Genomic DNA, 22,068 nt, shown 5'->3' with positions numbered 1-22,068 from the left:
CTCATGGCGTCGTCGGGAGTGAGTCAAACCGGGATGAGCAGCTACCGATCCCAACTTCTGCCGCCGCCCCGTCGGAGGGTGGCGGTACGTTCGTCCTCGCGTGCTCCGTCACCGCTGATCACGACAGCGTCAGGCGCTGACCTTTCTTCGGGTGCGCGTCTTCGACTTCACCGTCGGCTTCGGTTTGGCGCGGGCGACCCCCAGGGTCTCGGCCAGGAAGTGGCCGGTGTAGCTGTCCGGGTTCATCGCAACATCTTCGGGGGCGCCCGTCGCGACGACGGTGCCTCCACCGGATCCGCCTTCAGGCCCCATGTCGATGATCCAGTCCGAGGTCTTGATCACGTCGAGGTTGTGCTCGATGACGATGACCGTATTGCCTTTGTCGACAAGACCGTTGATCACCGTGAGCAATTTGCGGATGTCCTCGAAGTGCAGACCGGTGGTGGGCTCGTCGAGAATGTAGATGGTTCGGCCGGTGGAACGCTTCTGCAGTTCGGAGGCCAACTTGACACGCTGGGCCTCGCCGCCGGACAGCGTCGGCGCGGGTTGTCCCAGCCGGACGTATCCCAACCCGACGTCGACCAGGGTCTTGAGGTACCGGTGGATCGAGCTGATCGGCGCGAAGAACTCGGCGGCCTCCTCGATCGACATGTCCAGCACCTCGGCAATGGTCTTGCCCTTGTAGTGAACTTCCAGAGTCTCCCGGTTGTACCGGGCGCCCTGGCACACCTCGCACGGCACGTACACATCGGGCAGGAAGTTCATCTCGATCTTGATGGTGCCGTCGCCGGAGCACGCCTCGCAGCGGCCGCCCTTGACGTTGAACGAGAACCGGCCGGGCTGATAGCCGCGCACCTTGGCTTCGGTGGTCGCGGCGAACAACGTGCGGATCTTGTCGAACACGCCGGTGTAGGTGGCCGGGTTGGACCGGGGTGTGCGCCCGATCGGTGACTGGTCCACCCGCACCAGCTTGTCGAGTTGGTCGAGGCCGTTGATGCGGGTGTGCCTGCCCGGCACCAGCCGCGCGCCGTTGAGCTTGTTCGCCAACACCGACGCGAGGATGTCGTTGACCAGCGTGGACTTGCCCGACCCCGAGACGCCGGTCACCGCCGTCAGCACGCCGAGCGGAAACGCCACGTCGATCTCACGCAGGTTGTGCTCGCGCGCGCCGACCACGGTGAGCTGGCGCTTCTTGTCGGGTACGCGCCGCATCACCGGGACCTCGATCTCCTCTTTGCCGGAGAGATAGGCGCCGGTGATCGAATTCGGGTTCTTGAGCAGATCGTCGTAGGTGCCGCTGTGCACGATCTGGCCGCCGTGCTCACCGGCAGCGGGTCCGATGTCCACCACCCAGTCGGCGTGGGCGATGGTGTCGAGGTCATGCTCGACCACGATCAACGTGTTGCCCAGGTCGCGCAGCCGTACGAGCGTATCGATCAGTCGACGGTTGTCCCGTTGGTGCAGACCGATCGACGGCTCGTCGAGCACGTAGAGCACCCCGACCAGACCCGACCCGATCTGAGTGGCCAGCCGGATACGTTGAGCCTCCCCGCCGGACAGTGTGCCGGCCGCGCGCGACAGCGACAGATAATCGAGCCCGACGTCGAGCAGGAAGCCCAGCCGGGACTGAATCTCCTTGAGGACCTGGCCGGCGATGGCGGCCTCCCTGGTCCCGAGGGTCAACGCGTTGAGGAACTGTGCGCAGTCGGCGATGGACAGTTCGGCGACTTCGGCGATGGACTTCGCGCCGTAATTCCCCGCCGTCATCGTGACCGCGAGGATCTCGGGCTTGAGCCGGGTGCCCTCGCATTCGGGGCAGGGCACGTCGCGCATGAAACCTTCGAGCCGTTCCTTGGTCTGCTCGGAGTCGGTCTGTTCCATGCGTCGCTGCAGGAACGCCATGACGCCTTCGAAGTCGGCGTAGTAGGACCGGGTGCGTCCATACCGGTTCTTGTACCGCACGTGCACCTGCTCGTCGCAGCCCTCCAGGATCGCCTTACGCGCCTTGGCGGGCAGCTTCTTCCACGGGGTGTTCACGTCGAATCCCAGCTGATCGCCCAGGCCCGACAGCATGCGGGTGAAGTAGTCGGCGGTGTTGCCCATCGACCACGGCGCAATGGCGCCTTCGGCGAGTGTCAGGTCCGGGTCGGGCACCACCAGGTCGGGGTCGACCTCTTTCCTGATCCCGAGGCCGAGGCACTCGGGGCAGGCGCCATAGGGCGAGTTGAACGAGAACGATCGCGGTTCCAGGTCGTCGACGGCCAGGGGGTGGCCGTTGGGGCAGGCGAGCTTCTCGGAGAACCGCTGCTCACGGTGGGGATGGTCGTCCTCGCGGTCCACGAACTCGAGCACGACGATGCCGTCGGCGAGGTTGAGGGCCGTCTCGATGGAGTCGGTGAGCCTCTGCTTCGACGACGCCTTGACCGTCAGCCGGTCCACGACGACCTCGATGTCGTGTTTTTCCTGCTTCTTCAACTTCGGTGGATCGGTGAGCGGATACACCACGCCGTCGACGCGCACCCGGCTGTAGCCCTGGGTGTTGAGCTTGTCGAAGAGGTCGACGAACTCACCCTTGCGGGTGCGGACCACCGGGGCGAGGACCTGGAATCTCAGCCCCTCGTCCATGGCAAGGACCTGGTCGACGATCTGCTGCGGCGTCTGCTTGGCGATACGCTCACCGCACACCGGACAGTGCGGCGTCCCGGCCCGGGCGTAGAGCAGCCGCAGGTAGTCGTAGACCTCGGTGATGGTGCCGACCGTGGACCGCGGGTTGCGGTTGGTGGATTTCTGGTCGATCGATACCGCGGGCGAGAGCCCCTCGATGAAATCGACGTCGGGTTTGTCCATCTGTCCGAGGAACTGGCGAGCGTACGCCGACAGGGATTCGACGTAGCGGCGCTGACCTTCGGCGAAGATCGTGTCGAAGGCCAGCGACGATTTGCCGGAGCCCGACAACCCGGTGAACACGATCATCGCGTCACGCGGCAGCTCGAGATCGACGCCACGCAGATTGTGCTCCCGGGCACCTTTGACAACTAGGCGGTCAGCCACCGATGCCCCTTCTGATGTTGAACTCTCGGCCCTATTTCGTTCGTCGGGCGCAGTACAGACCCATGCTAGGTCTGACCACCGACAAGTTTGTCCGACGGTGTGGGCGGCGCCCGACGTGCAGGAAGTAACGTGAGTGCCCATGACAGTCGTCGACGACAACTACACGGGCCACGTCGAGCCCCACACTGCGGCGCGGCGCACCCTTCCGGGTGCGTCGATCGTCAAGGTGTCGGTGGGTCCCATGGACAACAACGCCTACCTGGTCACCTGTTCCCAGACCGGCGAGACGTTACTCATCGACGCCGCCAACGATGCAGCCCTTCTGCTCGAGCTGATCGAACGGTACGCCCCCACGCTGTCCCTGATCGTCACCAGCCATCAACACCAGGACCACTGGATGGCCCTCAAGGAGGTGGTCGCCGGCACCGGAGCGCCGACGGCGGCGCACTCCCTCGACGCCGATCCGCTGCCGGTGAGCCCAGACCGACTGCTGTCCGACGGTGACACCCTGACCGTCGGCGCGCTGCACTTCGACGTCATCCATCTGCGCGGACACACCCCCGGCTCGGTGGCGCTGGCGCTGAGCGGACCGGCCACCGACGGCAGGGTGCACCTGTTCACCGGTGACTGTCTGTTCCCGGGCGGCGTCGGCAAGACCTGGAAAGAAGGGGATTTCGAACAGCTGCTCGGTGACGTCACCAGCCGCGTGTTCGATGTTTTCCCCGATGAGACCGTCGTGTATCCAGGACACGGCGACGACACCACGCTCGGGACCGAACGTCCGCATCTGGGCGAATGGCGCGAGCGCGGTTGGTGACCGCGTAATCGAGAAGGTTCAGGAAGGGATCATGAACAGCGATCAGTTGACCAAGGCCCAACGGGGGGCCGGGTTCATTGCGGCGCTCGACCAGAGCGGTGGCAGCACACCCAAGGCGTTGAAGCTCTACGGCATCGCCGAGGACGCGTACTCCGGCGACGCCGAGATGTTCGACCTGGTGCACCAGATGCGCACCCGCATCATCACCAGCCCGAGCTTCGACGGTGACCGCATCATGGGCGCCATCCTGTTCGAAGACACCATGGACCGTCAGATCGAGGGCCGCGACACCGCCGACTACCTGTGGAACGTCAAGCATGTGGTGCCGTTCCTCAAGGTCGACAAGGGTCTGGCCGAGGAAAAGGACGGCGCCCAGGTCATGAAGCCCATCCCGGGACTGGACGAGCTGCTCGTGCGTGCCCGTGACAAAGGGGTCTTCGGAACGAAGATGCGCTCGGTCATCAAGTTGCCCGGCGCCGGCCTGGAACAGGTCGTCGAGCAGCAGTTCGAGATCGGACGCCAGATCCTCGCAGCCGGCCTGGTGCCGATCATCGAGCCTGAGGTGGACATCCACAGCCCGGAGAAGGGTAAGGCCGAGGAACAACTCAAGGCGGCGATCCTCAAGGGGCTCGACACCCTCGGCGACGACCAGCACGTGATGCTCAAGCTCACATTGCCCGACCAGGACAACCTCTACCGCGAACTCGTGGAGCATCCCAAGGTGCTCAGGGTCGTCGCGCTGTCCGGCGGTTACCACCGCGATCAGGCCTGCGACAAGCTCGCCGCGAACCGGGGCGTCATCGCCAGCTTCTCGCGTGCCCTGACCGAGGGGCTCACCGCTCAGCAGAGTGACGACGAGTTCAACGCTGCACTTGATGCCGCCATCACCGCGATCGCGAAGGCATCCAACACCTGACATGCGCGAAGGCCCTGGGCCGGCGGGCGCCGGTCCAGGGCCTTCGACAATCGCTGCGGGTCAGGAAGTGTGCACGATCAGCACGTCGGTCTTGGATCGGCGCGCCACATTGGCCGGAACCGAGCCCAGCAGGCGACCGGCGATCGTGCTGAGGCCGACGTTTCCGACGACGAGCAGGTCCGCCTTCACCTCTTCGGCGAGATCGACGAGCGCGTCCACCGGAGCTCCGACGACCGCCTTCTCCTCGATGTTCTGTGCCCCGGCCGCCTTGGCACGGTCCCGCGCCTCACGCAGGATTGCGTAGATCGGGGCGTTGCCGGACATCTTGTAGCCCTCGTCCTTGAGCACGTCCGCAGCCCGCGAATCCTCGCTCTGCGGGAAGTACGCGGTCGCGATGACGAGTTTCGCGTTCGACCCGGCAGCGATCTGACCGGCGCGGTCCACGGCACGAAGCGACGAATCAGATCCGTCCGTACCAACCACCACCGTTTGATAGGCGCTCATCCATATCCTCCCAGTGTCAGTTGCATCGCCACCCGAGACAGTAGCCTGCCCGCGGGCGGGCATGGGTGCGAATCACCACACAACGATGGCATTTGCCCACTATCGGTTCCAGCAAACGCCGGCAACGTCACTCGGCCGTGCCGACGTGACGAGCGGTACACGGCGGCCCCGGGCCGACTACGCGTGGGCAAACTCACTGGCGGTCACCACTGTTCGCGCCGATGTTCGGATGACCGGTCTGTGGCGTGGGTGGCTCCCCCCGTGGCGTCACCGCCGGCCGACCACGCGGTGCCCTCGCACACCAGATCCTTTGGCACCGGCAGGGTCGCGGGCAGCATCGGAATTCCGGGCAGGGCGTCACCCAACGGAACGGCCGGGAGCCCAAGCGGCGCCGTGGCGGGCACCGGTGCGGCCGGCACCGGAACACCCGCCGGTACCACCGGGACCGGGACCGGGGGCGCCGGAACGGGCGCGGGTACCACCGGAACCACCGGGCCGGGCGCGACGGCAGGGACCGCGGCGGCGTGCAGGATCGGGGCCGAGGCGACTGCATCCGGCGCGGGCGAGACGGGAGCGGGGGCAGGCGGGGAGAGCGCCTGAGCCGCCGGGATCGACTCCACAGCAACAGGTTCCGCCGCCGGAGGCGGTGCAGGCGACTCCGCCGCCGGAGGCGGTGCAGGCAGCTCCGCCGCCGGAGGCGGTGCAGGCAACTCCGCCGCCGGAGGCGGTGCAGGCAACTCCGCCGCCGGAGGCGGCAGCACCTCTACCAGCGGTGGTGCAGGCAACTCTGCCGGCGGTGTGTCGACGGGTGCGTCGGGCGCGTGTACGGGCGCTTCGGCGACTGCGGCGGGCACTTCGGCGACTGCAGCGGGCACAGGTGCGGAGATCTCGGCAGGCGGCGCGGCCACCTCCCCCGGACTGCCGGCACCCGGGGGTGCGGCGGCCAGTTCCACCGGTGCGGCACCGGCACCGGCCACCGGAACAGCCACGGATGGTACGACAGTTGAAACCGGGGGCACCACAACGGGAACCACAGGCGGAGGCGGCACCGGCGCGCCGGCCGCCTGCACCATCGGCGCCGCCTCGGTCGGCGCGGATTCGAGAAGTGTCCCTTCGATCGGTGCGGGCACCGGGCCGGGAGCGGCCGGCGCTGCCGCGCCGTGGGCAACGTCCGCGATCACAGCGGCGGGCGGCTCCGTGGCCCCCGGCGACACCATACTGTTGAGGACACTGGCCGCGGTGTCGAGGGTTTCGGGGACACTCGGCGGTTGGGCCGCCAGCTGCTGCATCATGGCCAGGCAGGGCACCCCAGGGCTGGGCTCGGCGGCAGCCGGTGCACCGAAGGTGAACGGCCAGACGATACCCACCGTCATCGCCGCGGCGCCGATGCGGCATGTGCTGAGTGACATCGCTTTTCCTCGAACTCTCGCCGGCGCCCCCCGCCCCGAGAAACCTATCGGCCGGCCCCTCTGCGCGGCAGTCCGGTTACCGAAACGACACCAGCCAGTGGTCGGGCGGAGACCACGCTGGCCGCCTACATCAGAAGTGTTGCCCAACCGACCGATTCGCTACGAATCTCGGCCGAGCACCTTGGCGGCCACGAACGTGGCGGCCTCGTTGATCATTCCGTTCCACGGATACGACAGGTGCGCGAAATAGTTCTTCCCGTCCGAACAGTACGGGTCCCCGGTCGCGCACAGGTCGATGGCCTTGTGCCCGTACAGGGGACTGATCTCGGTCAGCGGGCCCAGACTGGAGACGTCCCGGGAGGGATTGCCGAACACTGCGATCGCCGCGACGTGATTGACCATGGAATCGGGCAGGGGGGACGGTGTGAAGAACCAGATCCTGCGGTTGCCGATGGTGATCAAATCGATCACGCCGGCCCCCTGCGACATCCCCCCGAGCACGATCTTAGTCTCGGGACACATACCCGCGACGTATTGGACCTGCTTGTTGGCGTCCAGTGCCCCCTGCGACGTCGACTTGGAGAAGTTCCAGCTGGCCGGATAGTTGACCGCGTACGCCCCGACCTTCTTGCCCGGCAGGCGCCTCTTGACCGCGTCGACGAACATCCGCCCGACGATCCCGAAGCCCTGTTTGTCACTGGTGCCGCGGGCGAAGATGACCTCGACATCCGGGCACGACGCCGCTACAGCAACGGGGGCGGTCACGGTGGACAGCGGCAGGGCCATAGCTGTCACCACCGCAAGAACTAGCCATCGGGCCACCTGGCGTGCGAGCACTTGACAACGCTGACACAGTTCTAGCAAATCTGAACCTCGCAGCGACGCAACGGTGATCGAACAGTTGCCATTCCGTGTTGCAAGCAGCGGCCATACGGCCTGTCCGTCTGGATAATCCGCTACGGCACAATCAGTGGACCCCGCCGATCTCAACGAGCAGGACTCCCGCTGCGATGAGAGCGATGCCGGCGACCATCTTTCGCGTCAGGGGCTCATCGAAGAGCACTCGGGAGGCCGCTGCGGTCAGCGCCACGCCCGCCGCGGCCCAGATTCCGTACGCGACGCCGAGCGGCATACCGTGCCTCAGCGAGGCCCACAATGAGGTGAACGCCAGCACGTAACCGACCACGACGAACGCGTAGAACGACGTCCGACCCCGGGCGGCGACCCGCAGCGCGAGCGTTCCGCTGACTTCACACCCGATCGCGGCGATCAGGAACACGTACTGCATCTACCCGGTCTCCGGTCGCGAACCGGTCTCGACGAGCGCCACACCGGCGATGATCAACATCAGGCCCATTCCCATCACGGCGGTGAACGCTTCGCCGAACAACAGCGAGGACAGCACCGCGGTGAGTGCGACGCCGGTGGCGCCCCAGATCCCGTAGGCCACACCGAGGGCCATCCCCCGCTTGAGGACCAGGGCGAGGCAGACGAACGAGGCCAGGTAGCCGAGTACCACCACGGCATACAGCGCGGGCACCGTCGCCGAACCCTTCAGCGACAGTGTCGCGGCGACCTCGCTGCCGATCGCCAACAACAGCAGTATCCACGTCATCGCGAGGACTCCCCCAAGAGTTCCAGAGCCACCGAAAGCACTTGGGGCCGTTCGTTGTCGGCCAGCGGGAAAGTGTCCGATGAGTCCGCGAGCCACGCACCGTCGGCCAGTAGGCGCGCCGCGTGCAACCGGGCCTGTTCAGCCGGCGGCACGTCTGCGGGCACCTGCACCCACTGCTGGAAGCGCTGGGTCCATCGGTCCAGCATGCGGTCGGCCAACCTGGGATCACTGAGCATGACCAGAGCCGAACGGCGATGCCGGCTCCGCAGCGCCCAGCGCACATACGCTCCCAGACGCTGCCTCGGCGACGCCGACTCCAATGGGACGTCGAGCCAGCGGGACAGTTCCCGCTCCTGGGAGTCGACGACGTGGTCGACCAGAGCCTCCATCAGGGCGGACTTCGTCGGGAAGTGATACATCAGGCCGGGCTTGGTCAGACCGGATGCCTGCGCCACCGAATCGAACGACACCGGGGTCCCGGCGTCGAGCAGGTCCCGGGCGGTGTCGAGAATGACTGCGGCAGAGGACGGTCGACCCCGTGGGGCAGCGAGAGACACCGGATTACTTTACCATCCGGTTGGTAAAGTAATCCGGTGTCACCATGCGAGCGAGTGACGGGATTCGAACCCGTGTAGACGGCTTTGCAGGCCGGTGCCTAGCCACTCAGCCACACCCGCACTGACGGCCAGGTTGCCATTGCAGCGGCCGCCACAGAAGAGTTCGGATCAGCGTGATCGCTGCCGGCCGGTCCGCATCGACGCCAAGGTCGCGAGTGCGGCCAGAGCGGCGAACGACACGAACAGCCACCGCGCCGCCGTCGCGTCCGGGACGTTCCTGGCGTTGACGATGACACCGGCCAGCGCCGCGCCGAACGCCGCCGAGATGACCTGCACGGTGTTGATCGCCGCCGCGGCTGCCGGCCCCTCGGCAGGGTCGTCGACGGTGCTCATCGCCCACGCCGACAGATGTGGCCACGCGATCCCCACTCCGGCCCCGCTGATGACCAGACCCACAGCCCACAGCGCCATCGATCCGAGACCGGCGCCGTCGCGCTGGGTCAGCGCACCGATCGTCAGACCGGTCGCCATCACCAGCGGTGCCACCGCAACCGTCCGCACGATGACCCGCCGACGGGTCAGCGATGCGCTGGTGATCTCGCCCACCGTCCACCCGATCGCCAGGCCGGCACCGAGGAACCCGGCCGCCACCGGAGTCAGGTTGCCCAGCCGTTGGCCGAACAGGGGCACGTACATGTCCACCATCGTCGCAGCCATCAACGCGCCCAGGGTCAGGTAGATCCACTTCAGCGGACCGGGACCGAATACGCTGGGCGGCAACACCGCAGCGCTCACCCGACGGTCGACGACGATAAACACCGCCACCAGAGCGAAGCCCGCCACCACCAGGGAGATGGTGGCCCGGGCGTCCCGCGGCACACCGGCGACACTGACCAGCAGGGCAGCGACGCCCAGGAGCAGTAGCGACCGGATCGGGATGCCTACGCGGGCCGACTGCGATCCGACGACCCGATTGTGGGCCGGCAGGGCCAACGGCACCAGTGCCGACATGGCGGTGGTCAGCACCACCAGGGCGCCGAAAGCCCAACGCCACGAACTGTATTGAGCAAACAACCCGCCGGCAGCAGGCCCCAAGAGCGTACCGACGCCCCACATCGCCGAGACCAACGCGGACGCTTTGGTCCACAATCTGGCTGGTAACGCGGTGTTGATCACCGCATACCCGAGACCGGCGACCAGACCACCCGCTGCACCCTGCACGGTACGCCCGACGAGCAGGAGCTCCATCGTCGGCGCCAGTGCGCAGCCCAGACTGCCGAGTCCGAATACGCTCAGTCCCAACAGATATGACCAGCGCGGACCGAGCCGCATCAGCACCGAGTGCACCGTGGTCGCCGCCATCACCGACCCGACCAGGTACACCGTGGTCACCCATGCGTAAAGCCGTTGACCGCCGATGTCGGCGACCGCGCTGGGCATCAAGCTGATGGTCAGGAACTCGTTGGTGGCATACAACGCCACACCGCCGGCGAGCACGGTCGACGCCCCGAGGTTCTTCGGGCCCAGCAGTTCTCGCCAGCCGCCTGCGGCGACGGTTGCAGTGTCGGTCACGCGGTCGACCGTAGAACCTCAACCGCAGTTGAGATCAAGTTACTTGATCCCGGCGGCGTCCATGCCGCGTAGTTCCTTCTTGAGGTCGGCGATCTCGTCACGGATGCGGGCTGCCAATTCGAACTGCAGGTCGCGAGCCGCCGTCATCATCTGAGCGGTGAGATCCTTGATCAGATCGGCGAGCTCTGCCCTGGGCATGTTCTTGGTGTCGCGTCCCTCCACGACACCGGCGCTGACCGCACGGCCGGGCTCTCCCTGGGCACGCCGACCCCTCGACGCGTTGCGGCCCGACCCCCCGATCTCCACCGATTCGGTGTCGTCGGCCTCGCGGTACACCTGGTCGAGGATGTCGGCGATCTTCTTGCGCAACGGTTTCGGGTCGATGCCGTGTTCGGTGTTGTAGGCGATCTGCTTCGCCCGGCGTCGCTCGGTCTCGTCGATCGCCTGCTTCATCGAGTCGGTCATGGTGTCGGCGTACATGTGCACCTCACCGGAGACGTTGCGCGCCGCACGGCCGATGGTCTGGATCAGGCTGCGGGGCGACCGCAGGAAGCCCTCCTTGTCGGCGTCGAGGATCGCCACCAACGACACCTCGGGCAGGTCCAGACCCTCTCGCAGCAGGTTGATGCCGACCAGCACGTCGTACTCGCCGAGCCTGAGTTGCCGAAGCAGTTCGACGCGGCGCAAGGTGTCGACCTCGGAATGCAGATAGCGGACCCTGATTCCCATCTCCAGCAGATAGTCGGTGAGGTCCTCGGCCATCTTCTTGGTCAGCGTCGTCACCAACACCCGCTCGTCGCGCTCGGTGCGCTTGCGGATCTCCCCGATCAGATCGTCGATCTGGCCTTTGGTCGGTTTGACGATCACCTGCGGATCGACCAGGCCGGTCGGTCGGATGACCTGCTCGACGAACTCGCCACCGGACTGGCTGAGCTCGTAGGAACCGGGGGTGGCCGACAGATACACCGTCTGTCCGATCCGGTCGGCGAACTCCTCCCAGGTCAGCGGCCTGTTGTCCACCGCCGAGGGCAGGCGGAAACCGAAGTCGACGAGGTTGCGCTTGCGGGACATGTCGCCCTCGTACATGCCGCCGATCTGCGGCACCGTGACGTGGGACTCGTCGATGACCAGCAGGAAATCCTCGGGAAAGTAGTCCAGCAACGTGGCCGGGGCCGAGCCGGCAGGCCGACCGTCGATGTGCCGCGAGTAGTTCTCGATACCCGAGCAGAAGCCGACCTGGCGCATCATCTCGATGTCGTAGTTGGTGCGCATGCGCAACCGCTGGGCTTCCAGCAGCTTGCCCTGCCCCTCCAGCTCCGCGAGGCGCTCTTCGAGCTCGGCCTCGATGGTCGAAATGGCCTGGGCCATCCGCTCGGGGCCCGCGACGTAGTGCGTCGCCGGAAAGATCCGCAGCGAGTCGACCTTGCGGATGATGTCGCCGGTCAACGGGTGCAGGTAGTACAGCTCCTCGATCTCGTCACCGAAGAACTCGATGCGCACCGCGAGTTCCTCGTAGGACGGGATGATCTCCACGGTGTCGCCCCGCACCCGGAAGGTGCCACGGGTGAAGGCCATGTCGTTGCGGGTGTATTGCACGTCGACCAGCAGGCGCAGCAGGGCGTCCCGGGGCACCTCGTCGCCCACCTGCAGTTCCACCGAGCGGTCCATGTACGACTGCGGTGTGCCCAGGCCGTAGATGCACGACACCGACGCAACCACCACCACATCGCGACGCGACAGCAGGTTCGACGTCGCCGAATGGCGCAGTCGTTCCACATCGTCGTTGATCGAGCTGTCCTTCTCGATGTAGGTGTCGGTCTGCGCGATGTAGGCCTCGGGCTGGTAGTAGTCGTAGTAGGACACGAAGTACTCGACCGCGTTGTGCGGCAACATCTCCCGTAACTCGTTGGCGAGCTGCGCGGCCAGGGTCTTGTTCGGTGCCATCACCAGCGTCGGTCGCTGGAGCCGCTCGATCAACCACGCCGTGGTCGCGGATTTGCCGGTGCCGGTGGCGCCGAGCAGCACCACATCCTTCTCCCCCGCCCGAATGCGGCGTTCCAACTCCTCGATCGCCGCGGGCTGGTCTCCGGCGGGCTCATACTCGCTGACCACCTCGAAACGTGCGCCGGTGCGCACCACCTGGTCCACCGGGCGATACTCCGAGTGCGCCAGCACCGGGTGTTCGGTCGCGAATGCCATCTCATCAGGGTAGAACCTGACTCCGACATCGTCTGTTCCCGCGATGTCTGTTCCCGCGATGTCTGTTCCTGCGATGTCTGTTCCCGCGATGTCTGTTCCCGCGATCGACCACCCGCGTCGTGGTGCGCTTATCCTGATCGGCATCCATCCGCCCAAGCACGAGATCTTCGACCTCACCGCCCGCACGAACACCGACCCGAAGGGCATCGTGCGGGCGGTGGACGTGTACACCGTCCTGCCGTGGGGGCTCTATATGGCGCGACCGACACCCGGTCGGGCCCAGTTCCACTACCTCGAGTCCTGGTTGGTCCCCGGTCTCGGTCTACGGATCACCGTGTTCCACTTCAACCCGGGCCACGAACGCGACCAGGACTTCTACCTCGACGTCGGTGAGTACACGCCCGGCCCGACCCGCTGGGAGGGCGTCGACCACTACCTGGACCTGGTGCTGCGCACCGGCCGCGACGTTCGCGTGACCGACGTCGACGAGCTGACCGCCGCCATCGCCGAGGGGCTGGTCAGCGCCGAGGCGGGCGGACGGGCGATCGAAACCGCAGTCGCAGCCGTCGACGGGCTGGCCGGCCACGACTACGACCTGGACCACTGGCTGGCCGGTCACGGGATTTCCCTGACCTGGCGCGGGGCACCGGGACGGAGGCCGGCCCCGCCCGTGCCGTAACGGCGTGGCCGGGTCGATCGATCTTGATTCTGATGGCAACGACGGTGTTTTTGACCGGACAAATCCGGACGGTAATCTCTCGTCACATGGTTCCCGCCATGCGCACGCGGAACGCGGCCACGGCCGCCGTCGTCGCGATAGCGGCCGCCGTGCTGTCGCTTCCTGTCGCCTCGGCCCAACCCGAGGACCCCGCGGCCGAGCCCACCACAGCCGCGCCCGCCCCCGGTCAAGACCAGTTGCTGCACAACGTCGTCTACCGGGCCCGGGCCGACGGTACCTCGCGCGGAGCGGTGGTCGCGTACAAGATGGACGATCAGAACGTCAACAGCGCTCAGCCGTCGCTGCTGCCCGGTCAGACCTTCGAGATCAATGCCGTCCTCGACGACCCGGCCAAGGCCGGCATGGAGCTCTCGATCGAGTGGCCGTACGGATCGAATCTGCACTGCGAGATCCTGGTCGACGACAAGATCGTCGCCAAGGCCGATCAGTTCATCGCACCGCGCCTGTTCAGACCCAAGGACGACCCGCTGTACGGGGTTCTGCAGTGCGGAGCACCGCTGAACCTTCCGCTCGACGGGGCCACCCCGTCCGACACGCCTGTGCCACCCCCTGGCGAGCCCGCCGACCAACCCGCGGGCGAGCCCGCCGGCCAGCAGACGCCGCAGGCCTAGGGACTCCAGTCGGTGGCCTCGGCCCACTGCCAAGCCCGGCGGTACGCGTCGAGGAACCAGGGCTCCTTGGCCTCTGCGTAAGCGCCGGTACCCGGGTGGCCTTGCGCACACACCCGCCGTTTGAGGTCGAGATACTCGGCGCGCACCGCCGGGTTCGCCGTCAGCCAGTCGACAAACAGCAGCGCGAACTGTTGGCCGGGCCATCCGTCAACCCGCACGTGCACGTGCGTCGGCCGCCCCGGATCCGCCGAGCAGAACAGTCGCTTGCCCCACAATGCAGCGTCGGAGGTGTGGTCGAAGCCGGCGACACTACTGCGCGCGTCCGGCTTGCCGATGTCCTCGGTGGTCGCGGTCCGGACGTAGCCGGCAGCCCGCAGTCCGTCGGCCAGGTCGTCGGCGACAGCAAGCGAGGAGACGGTGACCTGGATGTCGATGACGTCCTTGGAGTCGAGCCCGGGCACTGCGGTGGAGCCGATGTGGTCGACCCGGGATGCGTGGTGACCGCAGGTCGTGCGCAGGCGGGCCAGGATGCGCTGCGCCTCGGCCGGCCACCGCGGATCGGCGGAAACCAGGCGCGGCTCGGCCCGCGCCGGGGTGCCGGTCTGCAGATTGTGCGCGAACGGCCGGATCCGGTCCTGCCACAAAGCCCGAGCCGATTGCACCAGCGCGGCGGAGCTGCCGGAATTGTCCAGCCAGACATCGGCGACCGCGCGCCGCTGCTCCTCGGTGGCCTGCGCCGCGATACGGGCCCGGGCGTCCTCCTCGCTGAAACCGCGGTACTCGATCAGCCGCTCGACCCTGAGTTCAGCATCGGCATGCACGATGATCACCAGCGGGAACAGCGGGGCCATCTGCGACTCGACGAGCAGCGGGATGTCCTCGACGATCACCGCATCCTCGTGGGCAGCCGCGATCAGCTCCGAACGACGGTGCGCGACGAGCGGATGCACGATGCCGTTCAGAGTGGCCCGTTTGGTGTCGTCACCGAAGGCGATGGAGGCCAAGGCGGGCCGGTTCAGCGCGCCGTCGGGCAGCAGGATGTCCTCGCCGAAAGCCTCGACGAGCCGGGCCAACCCGGGTGTCCCCGGTTCGACGACCTCACGGGCGATGACGTCACCGTCGACGACGATCGCGCCGAGCTCGCTGAAGGTCGCCGACACCGTCGACTTGCCCGCCCCGATCCCGCCGGTCAATCCGATTCGCAGCACCGCACCAGTGTGTCAGCCCGCGCCGACGACGAAGGCCCCGGCTCACGGGGAGCCGGGGCCTTCGATCGGTACTAGCTAGGCGTTGCCCGCGAGCTTCTCGCGCAGCGCGGCGAGCTGCGCGTCGCTGGCGAGAGATCCGCCGGCGGATTCGTCGGACCGCGACGTGCCGTTCGACGAAGACGCCGGACGCGCCGCCTCTTCGGCCTCGGCAGCGGCGAACTTCTCCATCTGCGCGGTGTGCATCTTGTGCCGGCGCTCGGCCTCGGCGTAGCGGGCCTCCCACTCGTCACGCTGCTTCTCGAAGCCTTCGAGCCATTCGTTGGTCTCGGCGTCGAAGCCCTCGGGGAAGATGTAGTTGCCCTGGTCGTCGTAGCTGTCGGCCATGCCGTACTTCCAGGCCTCGAACTCGTCGGAGTAGTCCTCGTTGGCCTGCTTGAGGCTCAGCGAGATCCGGCGGCGCTCCAGGTCGATGTCGATGACCTTGACCATCGCGTCGTCGCCGACCTGGACCACCTGGTCCGGGACCTCCACGTGGCGCTCGGAGAGCTCCGAGATGTGCACCAGACCCTCGATACCCTCTTCGACGCGCACGAACGCGCCGAACGGCACCAGCTTGGTGACCTTGCCCGGCACGATCTGCCCGATCGCGTGGGTGCGGGCGAAGTGGCGCCACGGATCTTCCTGAGTGGCCTTGAGCGACAACGAAACCCGCTCGCGATCCATGTCGACGTCGAGCACCTCGACGGTAACCTCGTCGCCCACCTGAACCACCTCGGACGGATGGTCGATGTGCTTCCAGGACAGTTCGGAGACGTGCACCAGACCGTCGACGCCGCCGAGATCGACGAACGCACCGAAGTTGACGATCGAGGACACCACACCCTTGCGGATTGCGCCCTTGGTGAGCTGGTTGAGGAACTCGCTGCGCACCTCGGACTGGGTCTGCTCCAGCCAGGCGCGGCGGCTGAGCACCACGTTGTTGCGGTTCTTGTCGAGCTCGATGATCTTGGCCTCGATCTCCTTGCCGATGTACGGCTGCAGATCGCGGACGCGACGCATCTCGACCAGGGAGGCGGGCAGGAAGCCGCGCAGACCGATGTCGAGGATCAGGCCGCCCTTGACGACCTCGATGACAGTGCCCTTGACGGCCTCGTCCTTTTCCTTGAGCTCTTCGATGGTGCCCCAGGCGCGTTCGTACTGAGCGCGCTTCTTGGACAGGATCAGGCGGCCTTCCTTGTCCTCCTTGGTGAGGACCAGGGCTTCGACCTCATCGCCCACGGAAACGACCTCATTGGGGTCGACGTCGTGTTTGATGGACAATTCGCGGGAAGGGATGACCCCTTCGGTCTTGTAGCCGATATCGAGCAGAACCTCGTCGCGGTCCACCTTGACGATGGTCCCTTCGACGATGTCGCCATCGTTGAAGTACTTGATGGTCTTGTCGATGGCGGCGAGGAAATCCTCCGCGGAGCCGATGTCATTGACGGCAACTTGCGGGGACGTGACGGAGGGACTTGGCATGTGGTGGGTTGCTCCGGACAGGTGTGATCGTAGGGACATGTTGTGTTGACTGAGATGTTTTCTTGATTGGAACTCGGTGCACCTGCGATCGAGCGCACACACAGGTACGTACCGAGGTTACTCGACATGGTCCATGCAGGACAAACCCGCCTCCACCCGACGGGCTAACCTGCTGACGTGTCGTATTCCGGCGTGCCTGGACCGCAGCACCCGCCCCCTCACCATTTCCCCCATCAAGGCCGCCATGGTCCCGCGTTCGGCCTCCCGTTCGTGCGCCGCGTCCGCACGGTCGGCGCGCCGTTGGGCCTGCTCATCGCGTTGGGCACGCTGGCGGGGCTGATCGTCATCCTGCTCACGCTCGCCAATCCCGTCGGCACCGCGGTCGGCTTCGTGTTGTCCAGCGTCGCGATGGCTGTGGTGGTGTTGGCCTATCTCTGGCTCGACCGGTGGCAGCCGGAGCCGCCGCGATTGCTGATCTTCGCCTTCATCTGGGGTACCTCGGTGGCCGTCGTGATCTCGGCGGTGCTGCAGATCTTCCTCGACGCGTGGCTCAACCCGTCCGTCGATCCCGCTGCCACCGGAGTGAGTGCGTTCACGCTGGTGATCGCCGCACCGGTGACCGAGGAGGCCGCCAAGGGCCTGTTCCTGCTGTTGATGATGACCGGCGCCCGGCGTAACGAGATGAACTCGCTGACCGACTGCCTGGTCTATGCGGGGCTGGTCGGTGCCGGGTTCGCCTGGCTGGAGGACATCCTGTACATCGCCAACGGCGAATCGTTGGCGGATTCGCTGTTCACCGCGGCGTTGCGCCTGATCATGGGTCCGTTCGCGCATTCGCTGTTCACCACGATGTTCGCGCTGGGGGTGTGGTTCGCGCTGCACAGGCGCGGCGTGATTGCCAAGGCCGGTTGTCTGTTGCTCGGCTACCTGGCTGCGGTGCTGTTGCACGCGATGTGGAACGGGTCGTCGCTGCTGGGTGCAGGCGCCTACTTCGGCACCTATGTGTTCTGGATGATGCCGATCTTCGGCTTGGCCATCACGCTGGCGGTCAACAGCCGGCGCCGCGAACAACACATCGTCGCGCAGAAGCTGCCGGGCATGGTCGCCGCGGGCCTCATCACCCCGAACGAAGCGACGTGGCTTGGTTCGCTGCGGACCAGGAAGGCGGCGATCGCCGAGGCCACCCGCATCGGCGGCCGGCAGGCGGGCGATTCGGTGCGACAGTTCGCGCTGCGGGTCACCGAACTCGCCTTCGTCCGCGACCGTATCGACCGCGGCTTCGGCGACCAGCGGGTGCTGGCTCTGCTCCACGAGGACACCTATGCCGTGCACGCCGCGCGTGCGCAATCACCGGCACTGCATCACATGTCCGGCTACCACGCGGCGGTGTCCCGACCGTACGGTCAGCGCCCGGCGTGACCGGGCGGATCCGTTCGCCGGCGCGGTCGCGCCAGCTGCCAGATCACCACGCCCGCCTGCACCCCGAGGGCGATCGAGATCAACGAGATCAACGTGGCCCCCAACGCGGAGTCGCCGTCCGCCCCGAAGAGCTCGGCGACGCCGATCAGCCCGAGCGAGCCGGGCACCAACAGCCAGAAGCCCGGCAGCACCATCGCGATCGCCGGAGGCGCCTGGGGTAGACGGCCGACCAGCAACGCCGACAGCGTCAGCGCCAATGCGCCGAAGAAGCCGCTGGTGTAACTGCCCAGGAGCAGGTCGCCCAGGTACTGAGCGGCGTAGGCGATATAGGACATCAGCGCCAGCCAAGGCAGGAAGGTCAGCGGCGGAGCGAGGAAGAGCATGACCCCGACGACGTAGACGCCGACACCCAGCCACGGGGCCCAGGGACCGAGCTTGTTGACGGCGTCCGCGGTGAGTTGGCCTTCTTCCAGCCCGAGCAGGTGGCCGGCGATGAGGATGCCGAAGGCCAGCTGAGCGAGCTGGATGAACCCGGCGATGAGTCTGCTGGCGCCCGAGACCAGGTCGTTGGCGGTCAGCTCGATCACCGAGATGGTGATCGCCACCCCGGGCAGGAATACCGCCAACGGCGGGATGAGCGCGCGCAGACCGACGTGGTCGAGCTCCAGATACTGCGCACCGACGATGCACAGCGCGGCCACCAGGACCGCGCTGAGGACCGGCGCGAGCTGTCCGAACAGCGGTATCCGCTCGCTGACGGTCAACAGCGAACCGACCAACAGTCCGAGTACCGCGGCCGCGGCCAGGTTGACCGCCGTGGGCTCCATGACCAGCGCCAGGCCCGTGCTGAACACGCCATAGCCCAGCACCGTGACCCAGGCAGGGTACGGACGGCGAGCCAACAGGATGCCGTCGAGCAGTGCTTCGCCGCGCGCCGGTGAGACTCGACCGTTCATCGCGTCGGAGACCAGCCTGGCCAGCGGGAACGTCTGATCGAACCGCAGGCTCGCGGTCAGGCTTGCCGACGTCACCGGCGTTCCGGTGGCGCCGGACGGTCCCAGGATCTGCACGTTGTTGGGGAGCGCGATGACCTCGGCCCGCATACCGTACGCCGAGCTGGCGCGCGCCAGCATCGCTCGGATGAACGTCACCGGATAGTTGGCGCCGGCCATGGCGACGCCCAGCCGCGCCAGGAACTGAAACGGTGCCGTGTCCGCCATCTCGTGCGCGCGCACGTCAGTGCGCAGCACCGTCCCAACTGCGGCCGTATCCCACCGAGACCTCCAGCGGCACGTCGAGCCGGTAGGCGCTGCCCATGTGCTCGCGAACCAGGGCGTCCAGCGCGTCACGCTCTCCGTCGGCGACCTCGAACAGAAGTTCGTCGTGCACTTGCAGCAGCATCCGCGATGACAGTCCGGCGTCCTTGATGGCCTGGTCGACGTTGATCATCGCGACCTTGATGATGTCGGCGGCACTGCCCTGGATCGGCGCGTTGAGCGCGGCCCGTTCAGCCGCCTCACGGACCTGGCGGTTGCTGCTGTCCAGTTCCGGAAGGTAACGCCGCCGGCCGAACACCGTCGACGTGTAACCGTCTTTGCGGGCTTGGTCGACCACATCACGCAGGTAGTCCCGGACGCCGCCGAACCGCGCGAAGTACTGCTCCATCTGCTCTTTGGCCTCCTCGGTGGAGATCTTGAGCTGCTGGGACAGTCCGTAGGCGCTCAGCCCGTACGCAAGCCCGTACGACATGGCTTTCACCCGGCGCCGCAGGTCGGCGGTGACCTCCTCGATCGGTACCGAGAATGCGCGGGAGGCGACGAACGAGTGCAGATCCTCACCGGTGTTGAACGCCTCGATGAGGCCCTCGTCCTGAGACAGGTGCGCCATGATCCGCATCTCGATCTGGCTGTAGTCGGCCGTCATCAACTCCGCATAGCCCCCACCCACCACGAACGCGTCGCGGATGCGGCGCCCGGCCTCGGTGCGGATCGGGATGTTCTGCAGGTTGGGTTCCGTCGATGACAGCCGGCCGGTCGCCGCGATCGTCTGGTTGAAGGTGGTGTGGATCCTGCCGTCGGATCCGACCGCGTTGAGCAGGCCATCGACCGTGACCTTCAACCGAGTCGCGTCCCGGTGCGCCAGCAGGTGCTGCAGAAAGGGGTGCCCGGTCTTGTCGAACAGCGACTGCAGCGCGTCCGCGTCGGTGGTGTAACCGGTCTTGGTGCGCTTGGTCTTCGGCATCTCCAGCTCGTCGAACAGCACCACCTGCAGCTGCTTGGGTGAACCGAGATTGATCTGCTTGCCGATGACCGCGTAGGCCGCCTCGGCGGCGTCCCGGATATGTCCGGCGAACTCGCTCTGCAGTTCCGAGAGCATCTGCAGATCGACCGCGATCCCGACCGTCTCCAGATCGGCCAGCACCCGCTGCACCGGCAGCTCCATGGTGCCCAGCAGCGCCGAGGAGTCGATCCGGGCCAGTTCCTCGTCGAGCGCGTCGGCGAGATCGGTGACCGCGCTGGCCCGCAACAGCAGGGTCTGCACCGCCTGATTGTCGACGCCGTCACTGTCATCGAGCAGCGAAAGCTGTTGCTGCTCAGGGTTATCCGCACGCAACTCGCGTTTCAGGTACCGCAGCGAGAGGTCGTCGAGAGCGAAGCTGCGTTGCCCGGGCCGGACCAGGTAGGCCGCCAGCGCGGTGTCGGAGGTGACGCCTGCCAGCGTCCATCCTCTGCCCTGCAGATCGTGCATCGCGAGCTTGGCCTCGTGCAGCGCCTTCGGAACCCCCGGATCGGCCAGCCACGCGGCCAGCGCCGCTTCGTCGGCCGGATCCAGACTCGTGGTATCGATGTACCGGCCGTCGCCGTCGGGCGCGACCAGCGCCAGTGCGGTGGCATCGCTGTCGAATGCGAGATGGTTGCCGACCACGGCGAGGCCGAACCGCTGCCCGTGGCTGTGTTCGGCCAGCCACCCGGCCAGTGTTCCCGCCTCCAGCGCCTCGCCGCGAACCTCGAACCCGTCCTCCACCTCCGGGTCGGCGGAGGCCAGGGTGTCGAACAGCCGGTCGCGCAACACCCGGAATTCGAGGTCGTCGAAGAGACGATGGATGTGGTCGCGGTCCCACGGCTGCATGCGCAGCGTGTCCGGGGTCTGCGCCAACGGAACATCCTTGACCAGGTCGGTGAGCTCGCGATTGAGCGCCACGCTAGACAGGTGGGCGCGCAGCGCATCGCCCACCTTGCCCTTGACCTTGTCGACGTTGTCGACCAGCGACTGCAGTGAACCGTATTCGGCGATCCACTTGGTCGCGGTCTTCTCCCCCACCCCCGGTATGCCCGGCAGGTTGTCGCTCGGGTCGCCACGAAGCGCCGCGAAGTCCGGGTACTGGGCGGGGGTCAGACCGTACTTCTCCAGCACCGCATCGGGAGTGAATCGGGTCAGCTCACTGACGCCCTTGCGCGGGTAGAGCACCGTGACGTCGTCGCTGACCAGCTGCAGCGAGTCGCGGTCCCCGGTCACCACCAGCACCCGGTAGCCCTCGTCCCTGGCCTGTGTGGCGAGCGTCGCGATGACATCGTCGGCCTCGTATCCGGGCTCGGCGAGCACGGTGATACCGAGGGCCCCGAGCACTTCTTTGGTGATGTCGATCTGGCCGCGGAACTCGTCGGGAGTGGCCGACCGGCCCGCCTTGTATTCGGGGTACTTCTCCAGCCGGAACGTCTGCCGCGAGACGTCGAAGGCGGCCGCGATGTGGCTGGGCTGTTCATCGCGCAGCAGGTTGATCAGCATCGCGGTGAAGCCGTAGACGGCGTTGGTGGTCAGCCCACCCTGGGTCTTGAAATTCTCGGCCGGCAGTGCGTAAAAGGCGCGGAAGGCCAGCGAGTTGCCGTCCAGGAGCATCAGGGTGGGTTTGTCGCCGGCAGCCGCGCCGGC

General features: G+C 66.8%; 18 protein-coding genes and 1 tRNA gene. 5 read left to right on the top strand and 14 right to left on the bottom strand.

Annotated elements, in window-relative coordinates:
- Positions 1-129 precede the first annotated feature (129 nt).
- Complete coding sequence (gene uvrA / locus ACNUDN_RS13660) at positions 130-3,051, bottom strand: excinuclease ABC subunit UvrA (RefSeq protein ID WP_419122440.1); 2,922 nt, start codon at positions 3,049-3,051, stop codon at positions 130-132.
- A gap of 139 nt (positions 3,052-3,190) precedes the next feature.
- Between uvrA and ACNUDN_RS13655 the strand changes: the two genes are divergently transcribed.
- The gene (locus tag ACNUDN_RS13655; protein ID WP_419122439.1) at positions 3,191-3,868 is read left to right on the top strand and encodes an MBL fold metallo-hydrolase; all 678 of its coding nucleotides are present in this window, start codon (positions 3,191-3,193) and stop codon (positions 3,866-3,868) included.
- A 31-nt stretch (positions 3,869-3,899) separates the two neighbouring features.
- Entirely contained in the window at positions 3,900-4,784 is an 885-nt protein-coding gene (locus tag ACNUDN_RS13650) for a fructose bisphosphate aldolase (RefSeq protein WP_419122438.1), read from the top strand.
- A gap of 60 nt (positions 4,785-4,844) precedes the next feature.
- Here the strand turns inward: ACNUDN_RS13650 and ACNUDN_RS13645 are convergent, their stop codons facing one another.
- From ACNUDN_RS13645 to uvrB, 9 genes are all read right to left on the bottom strand, one after another.
- Complete coding sequence (locus ACNUDN_RS13645; protein ID WP_419122437.1) at positions 4,845-5,288, bottom strand: universal stress protein; 444 nt, start codon at positions 5,286-5,288, stop codon at positions 4,845-4,847.
- Between the two features lie 203 nt (positions 5,289-5,491).
- Positions 5,492-6,697, bottom strand: coding sequence for a hypothetical protein (locus ACNUDN_RS13640; RefSeq protein WP_431960029.1), 1,206 nt, complete (start codon positions 6,695-6,697; stop codon positions 5,492-5,494).
- A gap of 159 nt (positions 6,698-6,856) precedes the next feature.
- Positions 6,857-7,534, bottom strand: coding sequence for a cutinase family protein (locus ACNUDN_RS13635; protein WP_419122435.1), 678 nt, complete (start codon positions 7,532-7,534; stop codon positions 6,857-6,859).
- Positions 7,535-7,664: 130 nt separating this feature from the next.
- On the bottom strand, positions 7,665-7,985 hold the full coding sequence (locus ACNUDN_RS13630; protein ID WP_419122434.1) for a DMT family transporter: 321 nt from the start codon (positions 7,983-7,985) through the stop codon (positions 7,665-7,667).
- On the bottom strand, positions 7,986-8,312 hold the full coding sequence (locus tag ACNUDN_RS13625; protein WP_419122433.1) for a DMT family transporter: 327 nt from the start codon (positions 8,310-8,312) through the stop codon (positions 7,986-7,988).
- A complete protein-coding gene (locus ACNUDN_RS13620; RefSeq protein ID WP_419122432.1) occupies positions 8,309-8,869 on the bottom strand; it encodes a TetR/AcrR family transcriptional regulator in 561 nt (186 codons plus the stop codon). The genes ACNUDN_RS13625 and ACNUDN_RS13620 overlap by 4 nt, the downstream gene beginning before the upstream one ends.
- A gap of 49 nt (positions 8,870-8,918) precedes the next feature.
- Positions 8,919-8,989 (bottom strand) — tRNA-Cys (locus ACNUDN_RS13615).
- 48 nt (positions 8,990-9,037) lie between these two features.
- On the bottom strand, positions 9,038-10,441 hold the full coding sequence (locus ACNUDN_RS13610; RefSeq protein WP_419122431.1) for an MFS transporter: 1,404 nt from the start codon (positions 10,439-10,441) through the stop codon (positions 9,038-9,040).
- A gap of 39 nt (positions 10,442-10,480) precedes the next feature.
- A complete protein-coding gene (gene uvrB / locus ACNUDN_RS13605; protein WP_419122430.1) occupies positions 10,481-12,640 on the bottom strand; it encodes an excinuclease ABC subunit UvrB in 2,160 nt (719 codons plus the stop codon).
- Between the two features lie 142 nt (positions 12,641-12,782).
- Between uvrB and ACNUDN_RS13600 the strand changes: the two genes are divergently transcribed.
- Together ACNUDN_RS13600 and ACNUDN_RS13595 are read left to right on the top strand one after the other, a co-directional pair.
- The gene (locus ACNUDN_RS13600; RefSeq protein ID WP_419125159.1) at positions 12,783-13,319 is read left to right on the top strand and encodes a ribonuclease FAU-1 family protein; all 537 of its coding nucleotides are present in this window, start codon (positions 12,783-12,785) and stop codon (positions 13,317-13,319) included.
- An 86-nt stretch (positions 13,320-13,405) separates the two neighbouring features.
- Entirely contained in the window at positions 13,406-13,990 is a 585-nt protein-coding gene (locus ACNUDN_RS13595) for a hypothetical protein (RefSeq protein WP_419122429.1), read from the top strand.
- On the opposite strand, the gene coaE is transcribed toward ACNUDN_RS13595, so the two are convergent.
- Together coaE and rpsA are read right to left on the bottom strand one after the other, a co-directional pair.
- A complete protein-coding gene (gene coaE / locus ACNUDN_RS13590) occupies positions 13,987-15,198 on the bottom strand; it encodes a dephospho-CoA kinase (protein WP_419122428.1) in 1,212 nt (403 codons plus the stop codon). The two genes, ACNUDN_RS13595 and coaE, sit on opposite strands and share 4 nt — an antisense overlap.
- Before the next feature lie 75 nt (positions 15,199-15,273).
- On the bottom strand, positions 15,274-16,719 hold the full coding sequence (rpsA, locus tag ACNUDN_RS13585; protein ID WP_419122427.1) for a 30S ribosomal protein S1: 1,446 nt from the start codon (positions 16,717-16,719) through the stop codon (positions 15,274-15,276).
- Between the two features lie 177 nt (positions 16,720-16,896).
- Here rpsA and ACNUDN_RS13580 point away from each other — a divergent pair, with 177 nt between their 5' ends.
- Positions 16,897-18,138 carry a PrsW family intramembrane metalloprotease gene (locus tag ACNUDN_RS13580; protein ID WP_419122426.1) on the top strand — a complete coding sequence of 414 codons (1,242 nt, stop codon included), beginning with the start codon at positions 16,897-16,899 and terminating at the stop codon, positions 18,136-18,138.
- Here the strand turns inward: ACNUDN_RS13580 and ACNUDN_RS13575 are convergent.
- Together ACNUDN_RS13575 and polA are read right to left on the bottom strand one after the other, a co-directional pair.
- On the bottom strand, positions 18,123-19,358 hold the full coding sequence (locus ACNUDN_RS13575; protein WP_419125158.1) for a threonine/serine exporter family protein: 1,236 nt from the start codon (positions 19,356-19,358) through the stop codon (positions 18,123-18,125). The genes ACNUDN_RS13580 and ACNUDN_RS13575 overlap by 16 nt on opposite strands.
- 16 nt (positions 19,359-19,374) lie before the next feature.
- Complete coding sequence (polA, locus tag ACNUDN_RS13570; RefSeq protein ID WP_419125157.1) at positions 19,375-22,035, bottom strand: DNA polymerase I; 2,661 nt, start codon at positions 22,033-22,035, stop codon at positions 19,375-19,377.
- Between the last annotated feature and the right edge of the window lie 33 nt (positions 22,036-22,068).

The organism is Mycobacterium sp. smrl_JER01, from assembly GCF_048513595.2.
Taxonomy (GTDB): domain Bacteria; phylum Actinomycetota; class Actinomycetes; order Mycobacteriales; family Mycobacteriaceae; genus Mycobacterium.
Note: the sequence above shows the minus strand (reverse complement) of the source record. Positions and strands in the feature narration are given on the sequence as shown.

Coding starts and splice junctions, on each gene's coding strand:
- ACNUDN_RS13640 (WP_431960029.1), bottom strand. CDS start 6,697: ATGTCACTCAGCACATGCCGCATCGGCGCCGCGGCGATGACGGTGGGT.
- polA (WP_419125157.1), bottom strand. CDS start 22,035: ATGCTCCTGGACGGCAACTCGCTGGCCTTCCGCGCCTTTTACGCACTG.
- ACNUDN_RS13625 (WP_419122433.1), bottom strand. CDS start 8,312: ATGACGTGGATACTGCTGTTGTTGGCGATCGGCAGCGAGGTCGCCGCG.
- ACNUDN_RS13575 (WP_419125158.1), bottom strand. CDS start 19,358: ATGGCGGACACGGCACCGTTTCAGTTCCTGGCGCGGCTGGGCGTCGCC.
- ACNUDN_RS13645 (WP_419122437.1), bottom strand. CDS start 5,288: ATGAGCGCCTATCAAACGGTGGTGGTTGGTACGGACGGATCTGATTCG.
- ACNUDN_RS13595 (WP_419122429.1), top strand. CDS start 13,406: ATGGTTCCCGCCATGCGCACGCGGAACGCGGCCACGGCCGCCGTCGTC.
- rpsA (WP_419122427.1), bottom strand. CDS start 16,719: ATGCCAAGTCCCTCCGTCACGTCCCCGCAAGTTGCCGTCAATGACATC.
- ACNUDN_RS13630 (WP_419122434.1), bottom strand. CDS start 7,985: ATGCAGTACGTGTTCCTGATCGCCGCGATCGGGTGTGAAGTCAGCGGA.
- ACNUDN_RS13655 (WP_419122439.1), top strand. CDS start 3,191: ATGACAGTCGTCGACGACAACTACACGGGCCACGTCGAGCCCCACACT.
- ACNUDN_RS13650 (WP_419122438.1), top strand. CDS start 3,900: ATGAACAGCGATCAGTTGACCAAGGCCCAACGGGGGGCCGGGTTCATT.
- uvrB (WP_419122430.1), bottom strand. CDS start 12,640: ATGGCATTCGCGACCGAACACCCGGTGCTGGCGCACTCGGAGTATCGC.